The following is a 14,703-nucleotide window of genomic DNA, read 5'->3' on the forward strand; positions in this document are numbered from 1 at the left end:
CGATGAGAGTCCCCCGAAAGTCATTTTGCCCGTTTTGCCTCATATGTAGTCGCTTACCCGACATGAGGAAAACAATCATGAAGGGAGCACTTCGCCAGGGCCGGGTTCAGCTCGCTGCGTGGTGCCCGGCCGTGCGCGGAGCCGGGGCGGTGTCGCCGGCCAGGATCGCGGCGCGGGCCACCGCGTCGGTCTGCAGCAGCATCGCGGCGTTCGACCGGGGTACCGCGCCGATCGCGGTTCCCCAGTGCACGGACTCGATCGGGATGCCCAGCGCGAAACGGCGCGGGTGGGGTCGTCCGTCGGCGGCGACCAGGTGGAACGGGCTCTCCGTGACCTCCAGGCCGCCGGTCTCGTACGCCGCGCCGCCGGGGGTCGGGATGCGGTACGGGCGGCAGGCGCCGGTCTCGCGCAGCTGCCGGAGCAGCGGATCGCCGGTGTGCCGCAGGTCCGGTCCGGGCAGGTGGGCCTCCAGGAACGCCGGTGCCGCGACCGGCTCGCCGCCGGCCTGCGGCGACGTCGCCAGGAACGTCTTCCGCCGCGGATCGGCGGTCACGGTCATCCCCGGGCCGACGAAGCGGATCAGCCCGGCGTCGGCCAGCGCCAGGAGTTCCTCGATCCGGCCGGCCGGCGGGCCGCTCGACACCGAGGCGGCGAAACCGCGAAACCAGCCGTCCAGGTCGCGGCGGTGCGAGTCGCCGGTCAGGCCGCCGTACGCCACCAGGCGGCGGACCCGGCCCCGGGTGGCTCCCAGCGCGGTCATCGCGGTCTTGAGCGGGCTCCGGCCCGCGTCCCGTGCCTCCGCCAGGTCGGCCCGCAGCCGGGTCACCACGCCCCGGTGCGGGGAGTCGCCGGAGAACGTCGCGCCGGACAGCGGGCGGTCCAGGGCCGCGAAGTCGAGCCGGACCGAGGGATCGGGGAAGGCGCGTTCGACCAGCCGGGCCAGCGCCGGATCCGTCCAGGACAGCGCGTCGAACCCGGCGCGGACCTCGGCCGGGTCCAGCGCGCACGCGCCGGGCCGTACCCGCGTCAGGGTGTCGTAGTAGACGTAGGCGGTCTCCTTCGCGATCAGCGGCCAGACGGCCTCGCGGAAGTCGACCGGGCCGGCCGCGCGCAGCCGGGCGACCGCGGCGTCGTCGAAGTAGCGCGCCGGGAAGGTGGGCGGCATCGCGCCGTAGTCGCCCCGCGCCTGGTACGGCACGCCGCGCCGCGAGCCGGCGTACATCAGCGGCTCATCGCCGGACGGCCGGTACCGCAGCCGGGAACCCTCGCGGGCGAACCGGCCGCCGCGTCCCACGGTGAACAGGGACATGTGGTCGAAGAAGTTCATGCCCAGCCCCCGCACCAGCAGCGGTGTGCCGGGCGGCACGGCCGCCGGATCCAGGTCGAGCGGATTGGCCGGCGGGCCGTAGAACAGGCCGTGCTCCTCGGCGAAACCGGCGAGCGCGCGCTGCGCAGGGTCGGGCTCCACGTCGGTGTGGCCGAGGGTCAGGACGACGCTGTCGACGTCCAGCGGCCCGGAGCCGTCCTCCAGCGCCACCCGCTGGCGCCCGCCGGCCAGGGAGGTGATCGCGACGGCCCGCGTACGGTGCCGGTGGACGCGGATCGAAGCGGGCGCGCGGGAGACGGCCCGCGCGAAGGCCCACGCGAGGTAACGGCCGTGGAACCGGCGGCTCGGATGCGACCACGGCCGCATCCGGGCGGCCTCGGCGCGAACGCCTGGATCCGGGTCGTCCCGTGCGACGGTGCGCGCCCACTCGTGCAGGCTGGGGCCGGGGAGCACCGGGCCCGCACAGCGCACGCTGGTGTCCGTGAACAGCGTCGCGTCCGCGGCGACCGTGTTCATCAGCAGGTCGCCGGGCTGGTCGGCCTGCCACACGTGTCCGCCGCCCGGCGGGTACGGGTCCACCAGATGCACGTCGAGCCGCCGGTCCGGCGCCAGCGACGGCGCGTTCGCCGTGATGCGTTCCAGCACCGACGTGCCGCGCGGGCCGGCGCCGACCACACAGATCGACGCGTTCATGCCCCTGCCGGCTCGCCGAGGAAGGTACGGGCGGCGGTGACGAGCGCCTCGACGCCGGTGGACAGGGTCGGCTCGACGACCGGGGCGAAGAGCGGCGAGTGATTGCCCGGGGCGTCCTCCTCACCCGCGGAGCCGAGCCCCCAGAACACCGAGGGCACGCCGGCCGCCGAGCCGAACAGCCCGAAGTCCTCGCTGCCCATCATCGGCGCGAGATCGCCGACCCGTTCGGCTCCGAACCGGTCGGCGAACGCCGAGGCGACCCTCTCGGTGGCGTCCGGGTCGTTGAAGGTGGCGGGAAAGGAGCTGAGGGTGCGCAGCTCCGGCGGGCGGGGCGCGCCGGAGGCGTCGGCCTCGGCTCGTACGATCCGCTCGACGGCGGCCAGCACGCCGCGCATGACGTCCGGGGAGAACGCCCGGATGTTCAGCGTCATCGTGGCCTCGTCGGGGATGACGTTCTCGGCGTGACCGGCGCGCAGCCGGGCCACGGTGACCACCGCGCGCTCGGCCGGGGACACCTCGCGCGACACGACGGTCTGGAGCCGCATGACCACGGCCGCGGCGAGCACGACCGGATCGACGCCGCGTTCCGGCTGAGAGCCGTGCGAGCCCTTGCCGTGCAGCCGTACCTCCAGGGTCTCGGCCGCGCCGAGCACCTGCCCCGGGCAGTGCAGCAGCGTGCCGGCCGGGTACGGGAAGACGTGCTGGCCGAGCGCGACGTCCGGCGTGCCGAAGCGGTCGTACAGGCCGTCGTCCAGCATGGCGCGCGCGCCGGCCGCGATCTCCTCGGCGGGCTGGAACACCACCAGCACCGTGCCGCGCCACCCGCCGCGCCCGGCGGCGAGCAGGTCCGCCGCGCCGGACAGGCAGGCCACGTGCATGTCGTGCCCGCAGGCGTGCATCAGTGGCGTCCGCTCGCCGTGCGCGTCCTCGGCGGTCACGGTGCTGGCGTACGGGAGGCCGGTCCGCTCGGCCAGGGGCAGTGCGTCCATGTCGGCGCGCAGCAGCACGGCCGGCCCCTCGCCGCTGCGCAGGACGCCGGCGACGCCCGTGCCTCCGATGCCGGTGGCGACCTCGAAACCGGCCCGCCGCAGCCGCCCGGCGACGATCCCGGCCGTCCGTACCTCGCCGAACGGCGGCTCGGGGTTGCGGTGCAGGTCGCGGTACAGCTCGGCGAGATCGTCCAATGCCGCCTCCGACAGCTCCGTCATCGCGCCAGCCGCTCCAGTTCCACGATCCTGCCCGTCAGCCGCTCGCGGGCCGTCTCCGCCCGCGACGGTTCAAGGGGTTCGCGGATGAATCCGGGCGGCAGGTCCGCGAGCACCTCAGCGTAGACGCCCGCCCGCAGCCGGGAGCGGTCCGCGGCCGGGAGGCGGAACAGCGCCGCGACCAGGCGGTCGACGAGCTCGACCGAGAACACCGACTCCCAGGCGAGCCGCTCGGGCCCGAACTCGGCGCCGGGCTCGGCCGGCCCCGGGCGGGACGCGCGTTCCCGCCGTGTCGCCTCCTCGTCCACGGCCGGTCCCTCGGCGATCACGACGCCGTAGTCCCGCCGCGCGGCCTCGGGCGACACGACGCCGCGCCGTACGTCGGTCAGCACTGCGTCCGCCGCTCGCAGCAGCGGGTCTCCGTACCCGCCCGCGCCCGAGGTCAGCAGCGTCACGACGTCGCCGTCCTCCAGCGCCAGCACGTCGATCTTGTCCAGGACCCGCTCGTGCGGCGTGCCCGCGTTGAGGATGAGCCGGGCGGGCACTCCGGGCCGTCCGCCGCGGGCGCCCCAGGGGCGGAAGCGCATCCGCTCCAGGCCGCGGGCGAGCAGGCGGGAGCCGCTCCGCCGCGCGCGGAAGGTGAGTTCGAGGCCGCAGCCGCCACGCCACCGTCCGGCGCCGCCGGAGTCGCGGCGCAGGCCGTACCGGAGGATCTCGACGCCGATCTCGGTCTCGACGGTCTCGACCGGGTTGTTGGAGAGGTTGGAGATGCCGCTGTCGCGGCCGTCGACGCCGTCCGCGCCGTCGCGGGCTCCGGTCCCGCCCACCATGGGCTCCAGAACCTGCACGTTCTGGCCGAGCGGACCCTGTTCGGCGACCACGACCGGGACGACGAGGCCGCTGCCGGCCGCCGGCAGGATCGACGGCGCGGCCAGGCCGAGGACGCCGCCGAGCGCGTCGTTGACCCGGGAGGCCGCCGCGTGCCGGATCCCGACGGCCGCGGGGCGTACCGCGTTGACCAGCGAACCCTCGGGGGCGGTGACGGTGATCGGCTTGATCAGCCCGGCGTTGAGCGCGATGCCGGGGTCCAGCGTGCAGATGAGCGCCAGGACCCTGGTCGTGATCCAGGCGTGGGCCCGGCCCAGGCTGGCGATGTTGAACGCCGCCGCGACCTGGGGGTCGGTGCCGGTGAAGTCCAGGTGCAGGTCTCCCCTGCTGAGCGTCGCGGTGATCGACAGGCGCACCGGGATGCCGGAGACGGCGTCGTCGTCGAGGTAGTCGACGAACCGGTAGGTGCCGTCGTCCAGCCGGGCCAGCGCCGCCCGCGCCTTCTCGGCCGTGTGGTCGACCAGGTCCCGGTACGCGTCGAGCACGGAGTCCGTGCCGTGCTGGGCGATGACGCCGGCCAGCCGGTCGCGCCCGGTTCCCAGCGCGGCGCGCATCGCCCGGATGTCGCCGAGGTTGGCCTCCGGGGTCCGGCTGTTGGCGGTCAGGAACGCCTCGACGTCGCGGTTCACCTCACCGGCCCGTACGAGCTTGACCGGCGGGATCTGCAGCCCCTCCTGGTAGATCTCGTCGTTGACCGGAGACAGGCTGCTGGGCACCCGGCCGCCGATGTCGGAGCAGTGGATGAACGCCCAGCCGTACCCGACGAGCCGCCCGTCCTCGAAGTACGGCTCGATGAGCTGGATGTCCGTCAGGTGCGTGGCCAGGCCGCCCGAGGTGTACGGGTCGTTGGTGATGATCACGTCGCCCGGCTCCAGCGGGCCGGCGCGCTCGACGGCGGTCAGCACGTTGAGGCCGACGAACCCGGAGACGCCGATGCCTCTCGGGTAGGCGACGAACCCTCCGTCCAGGCCGGCGACCGCGCAGCAGAAGTCCGCGGTCTCCTTCACGTACAGCGACCGGCTGGTCCGTTGCAGGGTCAGGCACATCTCCTCGGTGACGGCGGCGAGCTTGTTGCCGACGATCTCCAGGGTGACGGGGTCGAGCCGCATGATCAGGGCCTCCGGCGCAGGTGCAGGTTGCCGGCCGGGTCGACGTCGGCCGACCAGCCGGGCGGGATGAGCACGGTGGTGTCGTCCTGCTCGACGATCGCGGGGCCGGACAGGCGGTCGGCGGCGCGCAGCCCGGCCCGGTCGTACACCTCGGCGTCGACCCGGCCGCCGGCCAGCAGCACGGACCGCCGGCTCGAAGGACCGGGCGTCCCCTCACCACGGGGCACGGCGGACGGCGGGATCTCGCCGGTCGCGGCGACGATCGCCAGCCGGGCGGTGCCCAGCTCGATCGCGGCGTCGGTGTCGCGGAAGCCGTAGAGCCGCTCGTGCCCGGCGTGCAGTGCCTCGGCCACGTCCGCGGCCTCCGGCGCGGCGCCGTCGAGCGGCACGCGCAGCTCGTACGCCTGGCCCGCGTAGCGCAGGTCCGCGGAGAACAGCAGCTCGGGCGTTCCGGTCGCGGCTCCCTGGTCGGCCAGCCAGCGGTGCGCCCGGCCGGCCAGGTCCGCCAGGATCTCACGCAGCCGCGCCGCGCCGTCCTCGTCGAGGCGGCGCCGGATGCTGCGCGCGAAGTCGCGGCGCAGGTCGGCCCCTGCCGCGCCGAGCGCGCAGAAGGTCGCGGCCGTGGGCGGCACCACGACGTGACCGATCCCGACCTCCTCCGCGAGGATCGCGGCGTGGGTGGGCCCCGCGCCGCCGTACGGGACGAGCGTGAAGCGCGCGGGTTCGAGGCCGCGCTGCGCGAGGGTCTTGCGCAGTTCGGTGGCCATCGCGGCGGTGGCGACCCGCAGCGCGGCGACCGCGGCGGCCTCCCCGTCGTCGCCCCAGCCGAGGCGGGCGGCGACGCCGGCCAGCGCCTTGGCGGAGGCGTCCGCGTCGAGGCCCATCCGGCCGCCCAGGAAGACGGCCGGGTCGATGATCCCGGTGAGGAGATAGCAGTCGGTGACGGTCGGGCGGGTGCCGCCACGCCCGTACGCGACCGGGCCGGGGTCCGCGCCCGCGCTGTCCGGCCCGACCTTCAGCAGGCCCTGCTCGTCGACCCAGACCACGGAGCCGCCGCCCGCGCCGATGGCGGTGACGGCGACCACGGGCAGGATCAGCGGCAGCCCGCCGATTGTCGTGTGGGTGGTGAACTCGGGGCGCCCGGAGACCGCGACGGCGATGTCGCTGCTCGTCCCGCCCATGTCGAAGGTGACCAGGCGGTCGGGTTCTCCCCCGCCGGCCAGCCGCGCCGCCGCCATCACTCCCGAGGCGGGCCCGGACAGCACGGTCTCCAGGGGCCGGGCGGCGGCCGCGGGCAGGCCCAGCGACCCGCCGTTGGAGGCGGTGATGTAGATCGGCGCGGTGACGCCGATGCCGGCGAGGCGCTCGGCGAGCCGGTCGAAGTAGCCGCGCATCAACGGCTGGATGTAGGCGTTCAGGCAGGCCACGAGGGTGCGCTCGTACTCGCGTACCTCGGGCCAGATGGTCGCGGAGGAAGCCAGCCGCAGGTCGGGCAGCCGCTCCCGCAGCCGCGCGGTCACCTCCTCCTCGAAGGCCGGGTCGGTGTAGCTGTGCAACACCACGACGGCCGCCGCCTCGGCCTCGGCGGCGGTCAGCTCGGCGGCCACCCGGTCCAGCTCCGCCTCGTCCGGCACCGCCACCCGCTCGCCGTCCGGCCCGAGCCGGGCCGCGATCTCCACGATCCGGTCGCGGGGAACGAGCGGCTCCTCCTTCCCGGCGTACAGGTCGAAGGAGGAGGGCATCCGGCTGCGCCCGATCTCCAGTACGTCGCGGTATCCCTCGGTGACGACCAGGGCGATCCGGGCGCCGCGCCGCTGGATGACGGCGTTCAGGCCGATCGTCGTGCCGTGCGTGACGCTCGTCAGGTCGCCCGGCGACAGGCCGGCCGCCGCGACGATGGCGGCCAGGCCGTCGGCGACCGCCCGCGACGGGTCGCCGGGCGTGCTCGGCTCCTTGTGGTGGAGCACGCGGCCGTCGCCGGGCACCGCCAGGACCACGTCGGTGAAGGTCCCGCCGACGTCGATTCCCACTCGTACGCCGGTCACAGCACCTCCGAGATCCGGGCGAACCGGTCGGCCGCGATCATCACGATCACGCTGGCCGCCATCAGCAGGGTCGATACCGCCGTCACCGACGGGTCGAGCTGGAACTGCACCGCCGAGAAGATGCGCAGCGGCACCGTGGTGGTGTGCGCGCCGGCCACCAGTGCGGTGACCGCCACCTCTCCCAGCGAGGTGACCGCGGCGAGCAGCGCGCCGGCCAGGATGCCGGAGCGCAGCAGCGGCAGCGTCACGGTGAGGAAGACTCTCGGGCCGTTCGCGCCCAGGCTCGCCGCCGCGCGTTCGAGTGTGGGGTCCAGCGCGGCGGCGCTGACCATGACGGCGCGGACCACGAACGGCAGCGCGACCAGCGAGTGGGCCAGCCACAGCCCCGCGACCGTGTCGATCAGCCCGAGCCCGTGGAAGTAGTAGAGCAGTCCGAGCGCGGTGATGACCTCGGGCACCATCAGCGGCGAGAGCGCCAGCCCGCGCAGCAGGCCGCGACCGGGGAAGGCGCCGCGCACCAGCCCGTACGCGGCGAGTGTGCCGAGCACGACCGTGGTGGGTACCACGAGCAGGACCAGCAGCCCGCTGAGCTGGAAGGAGACCAGCCAGTCGGGCGAGCTCAGCACGGCCGAGTACCAGCGCGTGGAGAAGCCCTGCGGCGGGAACGCCACCGAGGCGCGCGGGTTGAACGAGCTCGCGACCAGCACCACCAGCGGCGCGAGCAGGAACAGGAAGACCAGCACCGCCAGCAGGCGGCCGGTCAGGGTGGCGAGGCGGCCGGCGGACACGCGCGTCCGGCGCAGGTCGGGCCTGAGGTCAGCCATAGAGACGGCGCTCCCAGAGTCGGAAGGCGGTGCCGAGCGCCGACGTGGAGACCACGGTGATCGCCAGCAGCGCGAAGCTCAGCGCCGCCGCGACCGGGTAGTCATAGACGGTGGACACCTGGTCGTAGACGCGGATTCCGGCCAGCGGCTGGTTGACGCCGCCGACCAGCAGCGGGGTGATGTAGATCCCCATCGTCAGCGCGAAGACGATCAGCGCGCCGGTGACGACGCCGGGCAGGCTGAGCGGCACCGTGACGCGCGCGAACGTCCGTACCGGACCGGCCCCGAGGCTCTGCGAGGCCCGGTGGAGGTCGCGGTCCAGCCCGCCCAGGGCGGTGGTCAGCGGCACGATCGCGAACGGCAGCAGGACGTGGGTCACCGACACCACGACCGCGGTGTAGCTGGTCAGCAGGTGTGCGGGTTGGTGCAGCAGGCCCGTCGCGACCAGGGCGCGGTTCACCGGGCCCGCGCCGGACAGCAGCACGACCCAGCCGTAGCTGCGCACCACCACGCTCGTCAGCAGCGGCGAGATCACGATGACGAACAGCACCGTGCGCAGCACGCCGGGGCGGCGGCGGGCGAGCGTGTACGCGGCCGGGTAGGCCAGCACCACGCACAGCACCGTCACCAGCAGCGCGGTCAGGACCGTACGGCCGAGGGAGCCGTAGAAGTAGGACTCGGTGAGGACGCGGGCGTACTGGTGGAACGTGACGCCGGACAGCGCGGTGTTGTTCTCGTCCACCGGCCGGAAGCTGAGCCGCAGCAGTTGCACGAGCGGCACGAGGAACAGCGCCGTCAGGAAGGCGACGAGCGGGAGCGTGTACGCCGCGCCGCGCCACCGCGTTCTCCCCTGAGCCTGGGCCGTCACGACCGATCGGCCCCCGAGTCGAGGACGATCACGTCGGCCGGGTCCCAGCTCAGCGTGACCGCGCTACCGACGCCCGGCGGGTCCACGCTGCCCGCCCCGGTGTCGGCGACCTGGACGGTCAGCGTCGGCCCGCCCGTCACCCGCACCTCCACCTGCCAGGCGTCGCCGGTGAACGCACGGTACGCGACGGTCCCGTTCGCTCCGGCGACGTCCCCGTGGGCGAGCCGGACGCGTTCGGGCCGGATCGCGATGACGGCGTCGCGGCCGGGCACCAGGCCCGGCGCCTCGAACGTGACGCCGCCCGCGTCGAGGACCGCGTCCTCGCGCACCGTGCCCTCCAGCACGTTGGCGGCGCCGATGAACTGGGCCACGAACCGGGTCGCGGGCCGCCGGTAGACCTCGTCGGGCGTGCCGAGCTGTTCGAGCCGGCCGCCGTTCAGCACCGCGATGCGGTCCGACAGCGACAGCGCCTCTTCCTGGTCGTGGGTGACGAACACCATCGTGGTGCCGACGCGGCGCTGGATGGCGCGAAGCTCCACGCGCATCTCGCGGCGCAGCTTGGCGTCGAGGTTGGACAGCGGCTCGTCCAGCAGCAGCACCGCCGGGCGGGTCGCCAGCGCGCGGGCCATCGCGACCCGCTGCTGCTGCCCGCCGGACAGCTGCCGGGGACGCCGCCCGGCGTACTCCTCCAGCCCGACCAGGCGCAGAGCCTCATCCACCCGTTCGGCCCGTTCGGCCTTGCCCAGCTTGCGGACCCGCAGCCCGTACGCGACGTTGTCGGCGACGCTCAGGTGCGGGAACAGGGCGTAGTTCTGGAAGACCATGCCCAGTCCGCGCCGGTACGGGGGCAGCCGGGTGATGTCGGTCCCGTCGACCAGGATCCGGCCGCCGCCCGGCGTCACGAACCCGGCGACGCAGTTGAGCAGGGTGGTCTTGCCGCATCCGCTCGGGCCGAGGATCGACAGGAACTCGCCCCGGCGGATGGACAGCCGTTCGAGGTCGAGGACCCGCGTGCCGTCGTAGCCGGCGGTGAGGTCCTCGATCTCGACGTGACCCGCGCCGTCCGGCTCGCTTGCGTCCGAACCCGACGGCGCGCCGGTCAGCTGAAGATCTGGTTCCACCGCTGCTGCCATTCGTTGAGCTTCGGGGTGGCGACGGCGTAGTCGACCCAGTTGAACGACTTGTAGACGTCCGGGCCGTGCTTGATCTTGTCGTCGAACGCCGTGCTGTACTGGATCTTGTCGTTCGAGCCGGCGTACCAGTTGCCCTCGGCGAACGGCTTCTGGTGCACCGGGTCGCTCAGGTAGTCGAGGAACTTGTAGGCCAGGTCGCTCTTCTTGGTCCCGGCCGTCAGGAAGTAGCTGCTGAGCGCGCCGACGGCACCGGACTTGGGGTAGGTGAACCCGACCTTGGTGCCGGTCTGGGCCATGGCGAAGGCCCGCCCGTCCCAGTACGGCACCACCCACGCGTCGCCGTTCTGTACGGCGGTCTGCACCGCGGTCGCGTTCGCCGGGTAGGAGGACACACAGCCCTTCAGCCTCTTCAGCTGCGTGAACGCCCGGTCGACGGCGGCGGGGTCGGACAGCTTCCCGCCCTCGCTGCGGACCAGCGCGCTGAAGAACTCCAGGCCGGGGTTGTAGGTGAGGGGCGGCAGCGCGACGTGACCGCAGTACTGCCTGTCGAAGATGTCCTGCCAGTCGGCCGGCGTCTGCTTGATCTTGTCCGTACGGTAGAGCAGCCCGGTCGAGCCGATGGTGAGCGGGACGCCGTACTGCGCGCCGGAGAGGTTGTCCACCTGCGTCTGCACCGGGTCGAGCTCGCTCCAGTGGGGCAGCTTTCCGGTGTCCAGCGGCTGGAGGAGCTTGGCGGCGGCGGCCGGGCGGGCCGCGTCGGGGGTGAACACGACGAGGTCGAACGGCGGGTTCTCACCGCCCGAGGCCCGCAGCTTGGTGAGCCACTCGGCGTTGGCGCCCGGGACGAGGTTCACCTTGGCCCCGGTGTCGTGCTCGAACGGCTCGACGAACGACTTCTTGAACAGGTCCTCCCACGGCCCGGCGAACACGGTGACGGTGATCGCGTTCCCGTTCTTGGCCGAACCGCCGGTGTCCGCCGTGTCCACCCCGCACGCCGCGGTCGCCAGCAGCGCCACCGCGCCGATCGAGGCGGCCAGCGCCGATCGTCTTCTCACGTCTGTTCCTCCTTGCACGACCCGGGCCGGTGACCACGCGCGTCGTGACAAGGCCCGGCGGCCCTGTGGGAGGGCTCGGCCGCACAATCCGCGCTTGTCGCCGTGTCCGGTTCGACGACCATGTCCTCACCCGGAGCACCCCACCGCGGTCGGAGGGTTGCCGCCCAGCAAGCCGGGGCTTGACGCTGGAACTCGTGACGCCAGGGACGTTACCAGACAAAACCGGTCGTATTAATCAGCAGTGGCGAGCGCCACACCTGCTGACCTGCTCGTTACCGGCGCGACCCACGCCGCCCACAGCGCCGCGTAGGCGCCGCTGGCGTCCGCAGGTGCTCGTGGTCGCCCTGTTCGGCGAGGCGGCCGTCCTCCATGACGACGTCGGCATGGGCGGCCTGGCGGGTCGCCCCCGGGCGACCTGGCGGGCGGCGTGGTCGACGGCGGCGTCGTCCTCGCCGACCTCGGCGTGCGCTTCGGCAGGCCGCGATCACCGGCCGCGCCTCGATCCTCGACCGTTACCTGGCGGAAACCCGATGACCGCGGCCGCGTGTACAACGGCGGGAGAACCGTTCATCGCACCATGGCGTAACCCCGGCGCGCCGTGTGACCATGGCAGTCGGCCCCCGGTGATTCTGCATTCCTGACCCCTGGATACGGAGCGCCCCATGAAGAGCCTCGCGCAACATTCCGACTTATTGGTCGCGGCCGTAATGGCCGATATCGCCATTGTCTTGGTGGTGGGAGCGGTCCTCGGCCGCCTGGTCCGCCATCTGCGGCAGCCACCGGTCATCGGCGAGATCATCGCCGGTATCGCGCTCGGGCCCAGCCTGCTCGGGCTCTTCCCGGGCAACCCCACCGCGCACATCTTCCCCGTCGAGGCGCGGCCCTATCTCTCGGCCATCGCCCAGGTCGGGCTCCTGGTCTTCATGTTCGGCATCGGCTGGGAGTTCGACCGGCGGCTCCTGAGCGGGCGGCGCGGCGCGGCCGGCGCGGTCTCGATCAGCTCGATCGCGCTGGCCTTCGGCCTCGGCGTCGCCCTGGCGACGCTGCTGTACTCCCACCACGACAGCGTGAAGGGCCACCACACCTCGTTCACGGCGTTCGCACTGTTCATGGGCGCGGCGATGTCCATCACCGCGTTCCCCGTGCTCGCCCGGATGCTGACCGAGCACCGCATGATGGGCACCCGCGTCGGCGCTCTCGCACTGGCCAGCGCGGCCGTCGACGACGTGCTCGCGTGGTGCCTGCTCGCGCTGACCGCGGCGATCGTCACCGCCAACGGCGCCACCGGGCACATGGTGCAGATCGCCGTCCTGGCGGCGATCTACGTGGCGGTCATGGCGCTGGCCGTGCGCCCGCTGCTGGCCTTCATGACCCGCAGATGGATCACCGACCGGGTGCCACCGGTGTACGTCATCATGCTCGTCGCGGGACTCTTCCTGTCCTCTTATGCCACGACGTGGATCGGCATTCACGCCATTTTCGGCGCCTTCGCCTTCGGCTTCGTCATGCCGCGCGAGCCGTTCACGATACTCGCCGACGGCGTCAAGCGGCCGTTCGACGGAATCAGCATGGTGCTACTTCCGGTCTTTTTCATCGTTACCGGACTTAACGTCGACATCAGTGGCATTTCCGGTCGCGGTTTCGTCGAACTGGCCGCGATCATTATCGTCGCCTGTGCCGGAAAGATGATCGGCGCGACGATCCCCGGAAGACTCACGGGAATGCCGTGGCGTGAGGCCGGCACTCTGGGCCTGCTGATGAACACCCGCGGCCTGACCGAGCTGATCATCCTCAACGTCGGCGTCGGCCTCGGCGTCCTCGACGGCCAGATGTTCACGATGATGGTCGTGATGGCCCTGGTCACGACGGCCCTGGCCGGCCCGCTCCTGCCGAACGCCCCCGCGTCGCCGGCCGAACTGGCCGACCTCCGCTCCGAACGGGCGGGCGAGCCCCAGGCGGTGTAGTGCGCGTGACCGTGTCGCCGTCCGTCGATCTGGGGTGTGAAGGGACCCCTCACACGAACGCCTCGGGGGCGGAAGGACCACGACGTTCACCGCCATGCCGGCGAGGGCGCCGACGGCACGATCAGGACCAGGCCGAGCCCGTTGCGACCGAGAAGCCGGCCGATCAATCCCGCGATCAGCACGCCCGCGATCACCGCGGTCTTGGCGATGTGCATGCTGTCGCTCCGATGAAAGGACGGCGCATCGCGGCGGCGCAGGTGTCATCGGGCCTCAGCGGGTAGGTCTCGCCACAGGTGACTGTGCGAAGGAGGGGACATGCCCAAGACCACGAAGAAGGGCACGGCGAAGCAGAGCGAGCTGCCCGCCACGATCAAGCGGTCGGACGCGAAGGCGCAGCGGACCTTCGCCAAGACGCACGACTCGGCCGTCGAGGAGTACGGCGAGGGCGAGCGGGCGAACCGCGTCGCCTACGCCGCGCTGAAGCACACGCACGAGAAGGTCGGCGATCACTGGGAGCCGAAGGACAAGGGGGCCAAGGGCCCTTCGGACGCGCAGGCGAGAGGAGGGCGGAACACCTCACGCGAGACGGCCGGCGGGGTGGACGCGAACGCCTCCAGGAAGCACCTGTACGACCTCGCCAAGCGGATGGAGATCCCGGGCCGCTCGCAGATGAGCAAGGACGAGCTCGTCAAGGCGCTGCAGAAGGCCAACGACCGGGCGACCGCCAGGGCCCGCTCCTGATCCACGGGCCCGCAGCGGTCAGGCGTCTTGGAGTAGCTGGGTGCGCAGGCGGGCCAGGGTCCGGGTGATGAGCCGGGAGACGTGCATCTGCGACATGCCGAGCAGGTCCGCGATCTCCGCCTGGGTCTTGTTCCCGTAGAAGCGGTGCAGCATGATCGAGCGCTCGCGGGCCGGCAGGCCCTCCAGCAGCGGGCGCAGGGTGTTGCGGTCCAGGACCGTCTCCAGGTCGGGGTCGTCGTCCCCGATGAGATCGCCGAGGGAGGACGTGTCCTGGTCGTCGCTGACCGGGACGTCCAGCGACATGGGCTGGTACGCGTCGGTGGCGCCGAGCGTCTCGATGGTCTCCTCCTCGCTGATCCCGAGAAGCGCGGAGATCTCCGGGACCGTCGGCGGGCGGCCGTGCTCGTGCACGAAGTCCTGCCGCGCGGTGCGCAGAGCGAGGCGGAGTTCCTGGAGGCGGCGCGGCATGCGCATGGACCAGGTGTGGTCTCTGAAGTGCCGTTTGACCTCGCCGGTCACCGTGGGCATGGCGAACGACAGGAAACGTCCGCCGTACGCCGCGTCGTACCGGTTGATCGCCTTGACCAGGCCGAGCATCGCGGCCTGTTCGACGTCTTCCCTGGACTCGCCGTGGCCCGTGTAGCGGCGGACGATGTGGCGGACGAGCGGGATGTGCATCCGTACGAGCTCGGAACGAATCCGCTCCCAGCGGGCGTCTTCCGGAGACAGGCTCGTGAGCTCGTGAAGAAGCTCTTCGGCGCGGCCATCGTCATAGGCGTCGTGCGTGGGCATGCCGGTACTCCTCGAATCGTGGAGGGCGGGTCGGATGACCCGCTGACGGCAGGGCGGCG

12 protein-coding genes and 1 riboswitch are annotated in these 14,703 nt (G+C 72.7%); of the genes, 2 read left to right on the forward strand and 10 right to left on the reverse strand.

Annotated elements, in window-relative coordinates:
- Window positions 1-106 precede the first annotated feature (106 nt).
- From QWU11_RS13505 to QWU11_RS13540, 8 genes are read right to left on the reverse strand one after another with little or no spacing between them, the layout of a single operon-like run.
- The gene (locus tag QWU11_RS13505) at window positions 107-2,020 is read right to left on the reverse strand and encodes an FAD/NAD(P)-binding protein (protein ID WP_290106465.1); all 1,914 of its coding nucleotides are present in this window, start codon (window positions 2,018-2,020) and stop codon (window positions 107-109) included.
- Window positions 2,017-3,228, reverse strand: coding sequence for an amidohydrolase (locus QWU11_RS13510; protein ID WP_290106467.1), 1,212 nt, complete (start codon window positions 3,226-3,228; stop codon window positions 2,017-2,019). Before QWU11_RS13510 ends, QWU11_RS13505 begins: the two co-directional genes overlap by 4 nt.
- Window positions 3,225-5,222: a hydantoinase B/oxoprolinase family protein gene (locus QWU11_RS13515; RefSeq protein WP_290106470.1), complete on the reverse strand. Its 1,998-nt coding sequence runs from the start codon at window positions 5,220-5,222 to the stop codon at window positions 3,225-3,227. Before QWU11_RS13515 ends, QWU11_RS13510 begins: the two co-directional genes overlap by 4 nt.
- Window positions 5,223-5,224: 2 nt before the next feature.
- The gene (locus tag QWU11_RS13520; protein ID WP_290106473.1) at window positions 5,225-7,267 is read right to left on the reverse strand and encodes a hydantoinase/oxoprolinase family protein; all 2,043 of its coding nucleotides are present in this window, start codon (window positions 7,265-7,267) and stop codon (window positions 5,225-5,227) included.
- Window positions 7,264-8,091 carry an ABC transporter permease gene (locus QWU11_RS13525; protein WP_290106497.1) on the reverse strand — a complete coding sequence of 276 codons (828 nt, stop codon included), beginning with the start codon at window positions 8,089-8,091 and terminating at the stop codon, window positions 7,264-7,266. The genes QWU11_RS13520 and QWU11_RS13525 overlap by 4 nt, the downstream gene beginning before the upstream one ends.
- Window positions 8,084-8,959, reverse strand: a complete 876-nt coding sequence (locus QWU11_RS13530; protein WP_290106535.1) for an ABC transporter permease — start codon at window positions 8,957-8,959, stop codon at window positions 8,084-8,086. Before QWU11_RS13530 ends, QWU11_RS13525 begins: the two co-directional genes overlap by 8 nt.
- Window positions 8,956-10,092 carry an ABC transporter ATP-binding protein gene (locus QWU11_RS13535; protein ID WP_290106561.1) on the reverse strand — a complete coding sequence of 379 codons (1,137 nt, stop codon included), beginning with the start codon at window positions 10,090-10,092 and terminating at the stop codon, window positions 8,956-8,958. The genes QWU11_RS13530 and QWU11_RS13535 overlap by 4 nt, the downstream gene beginning before the upstream one ends.
- A complete protein-coding gene (locus tag QWU11_RS13540) occupies window positions 10,059-11,147 on the reverse strand; it encodes an ABC transporter substrate-binding protein (protein ID WP_290106574.1) in 1,089 nt (362 codons plus the stop codon). Before QWU11_RS13540 ends, QWU11_RS13535 begins: the two co-directional genes overlap by 34 nt.
- An 85-nt stretch (window positions 11,148-11,232) precedes the next feature.
- Window positions 11,233-11,347, reverse strand: a riboswitch (SAM riboswitch).
- A gap of 534 nt (window positions 11,348-11,881) precedes the next feature.
- Here QWU11_RS13540 and QWU11_RS13545 point away from each other — a divergent pair.
- Window positions 11,882-13,111 (forward strand): cation:proton antiporter, encoded by a 1,230-nt coding sequence (locus QWU11_RS13545; protein WP_290106634.1) that lies wholly within the window; start codon window positions 11,882-11,884, stop codon window positions 13,109-13,111.
- A gap of 86 nt (window positions 13,112-13,197) precedes the next feature.
- Here the strand turns inward: QWU11_RS13545 and QWU11_RS13550 are convergent, their stop codons facing one another.
- Window positions 13,198-13,326 (reverse strand): hypothetical protein, encoded by a 129-nt coding sequence (locus QWU11_RS13550; RefSeq protein WP_290106711.1) that lies wholly within the window; start codon window positions 13,324-13,326, stop codon window positions 13,198-13,200.
- 100 nt (window positions 13,327-13,426) lie between these two features.
- On the opposite strand from QWU11_RS13550, the gene QWU11_RS13555 reads away from it, so the two are divergent.
- Window positions 13,427-13,852, forward strand: coding sequence for a ChaB family protein (locus tag QWU11_RS13555; protein ID WP_290106730.1), 426 nt, complete (start codon window positions 13,427-13,429; stop codon window positions 13,850-13,852).
- 18 nt (window positions 13,853-13,870) lie between these two features.
- Here QWU11_RS13555 and QWU11_RS13560 read toward each other — a convergent pair whose 3' ends face one another.
- Complete coding sequence (locus tag QWU11_RS13560) at window positions 13,871-14,644, reverse strand: SigB/SigF/SigG family RNA polymerase sigma factor (RefSeq protein ID WP_290106760.1); 774 nt, start codon at window positions 14,642-14,644, stop codon at window positions 13,871-13,873.
- Window positions 14,645-14,703: the final 59 nt, after the last annotated feature.

This window comes from Actinomadura sp. DC4 (assembly GCF_030406325.1).
In the GTDB taxonomy this organism is placed as follows: Bacteria; Actinomycetota; Actinomycetes; order Streptosporangiales; family Streptosporangiaceae; genus Actinoallomurus.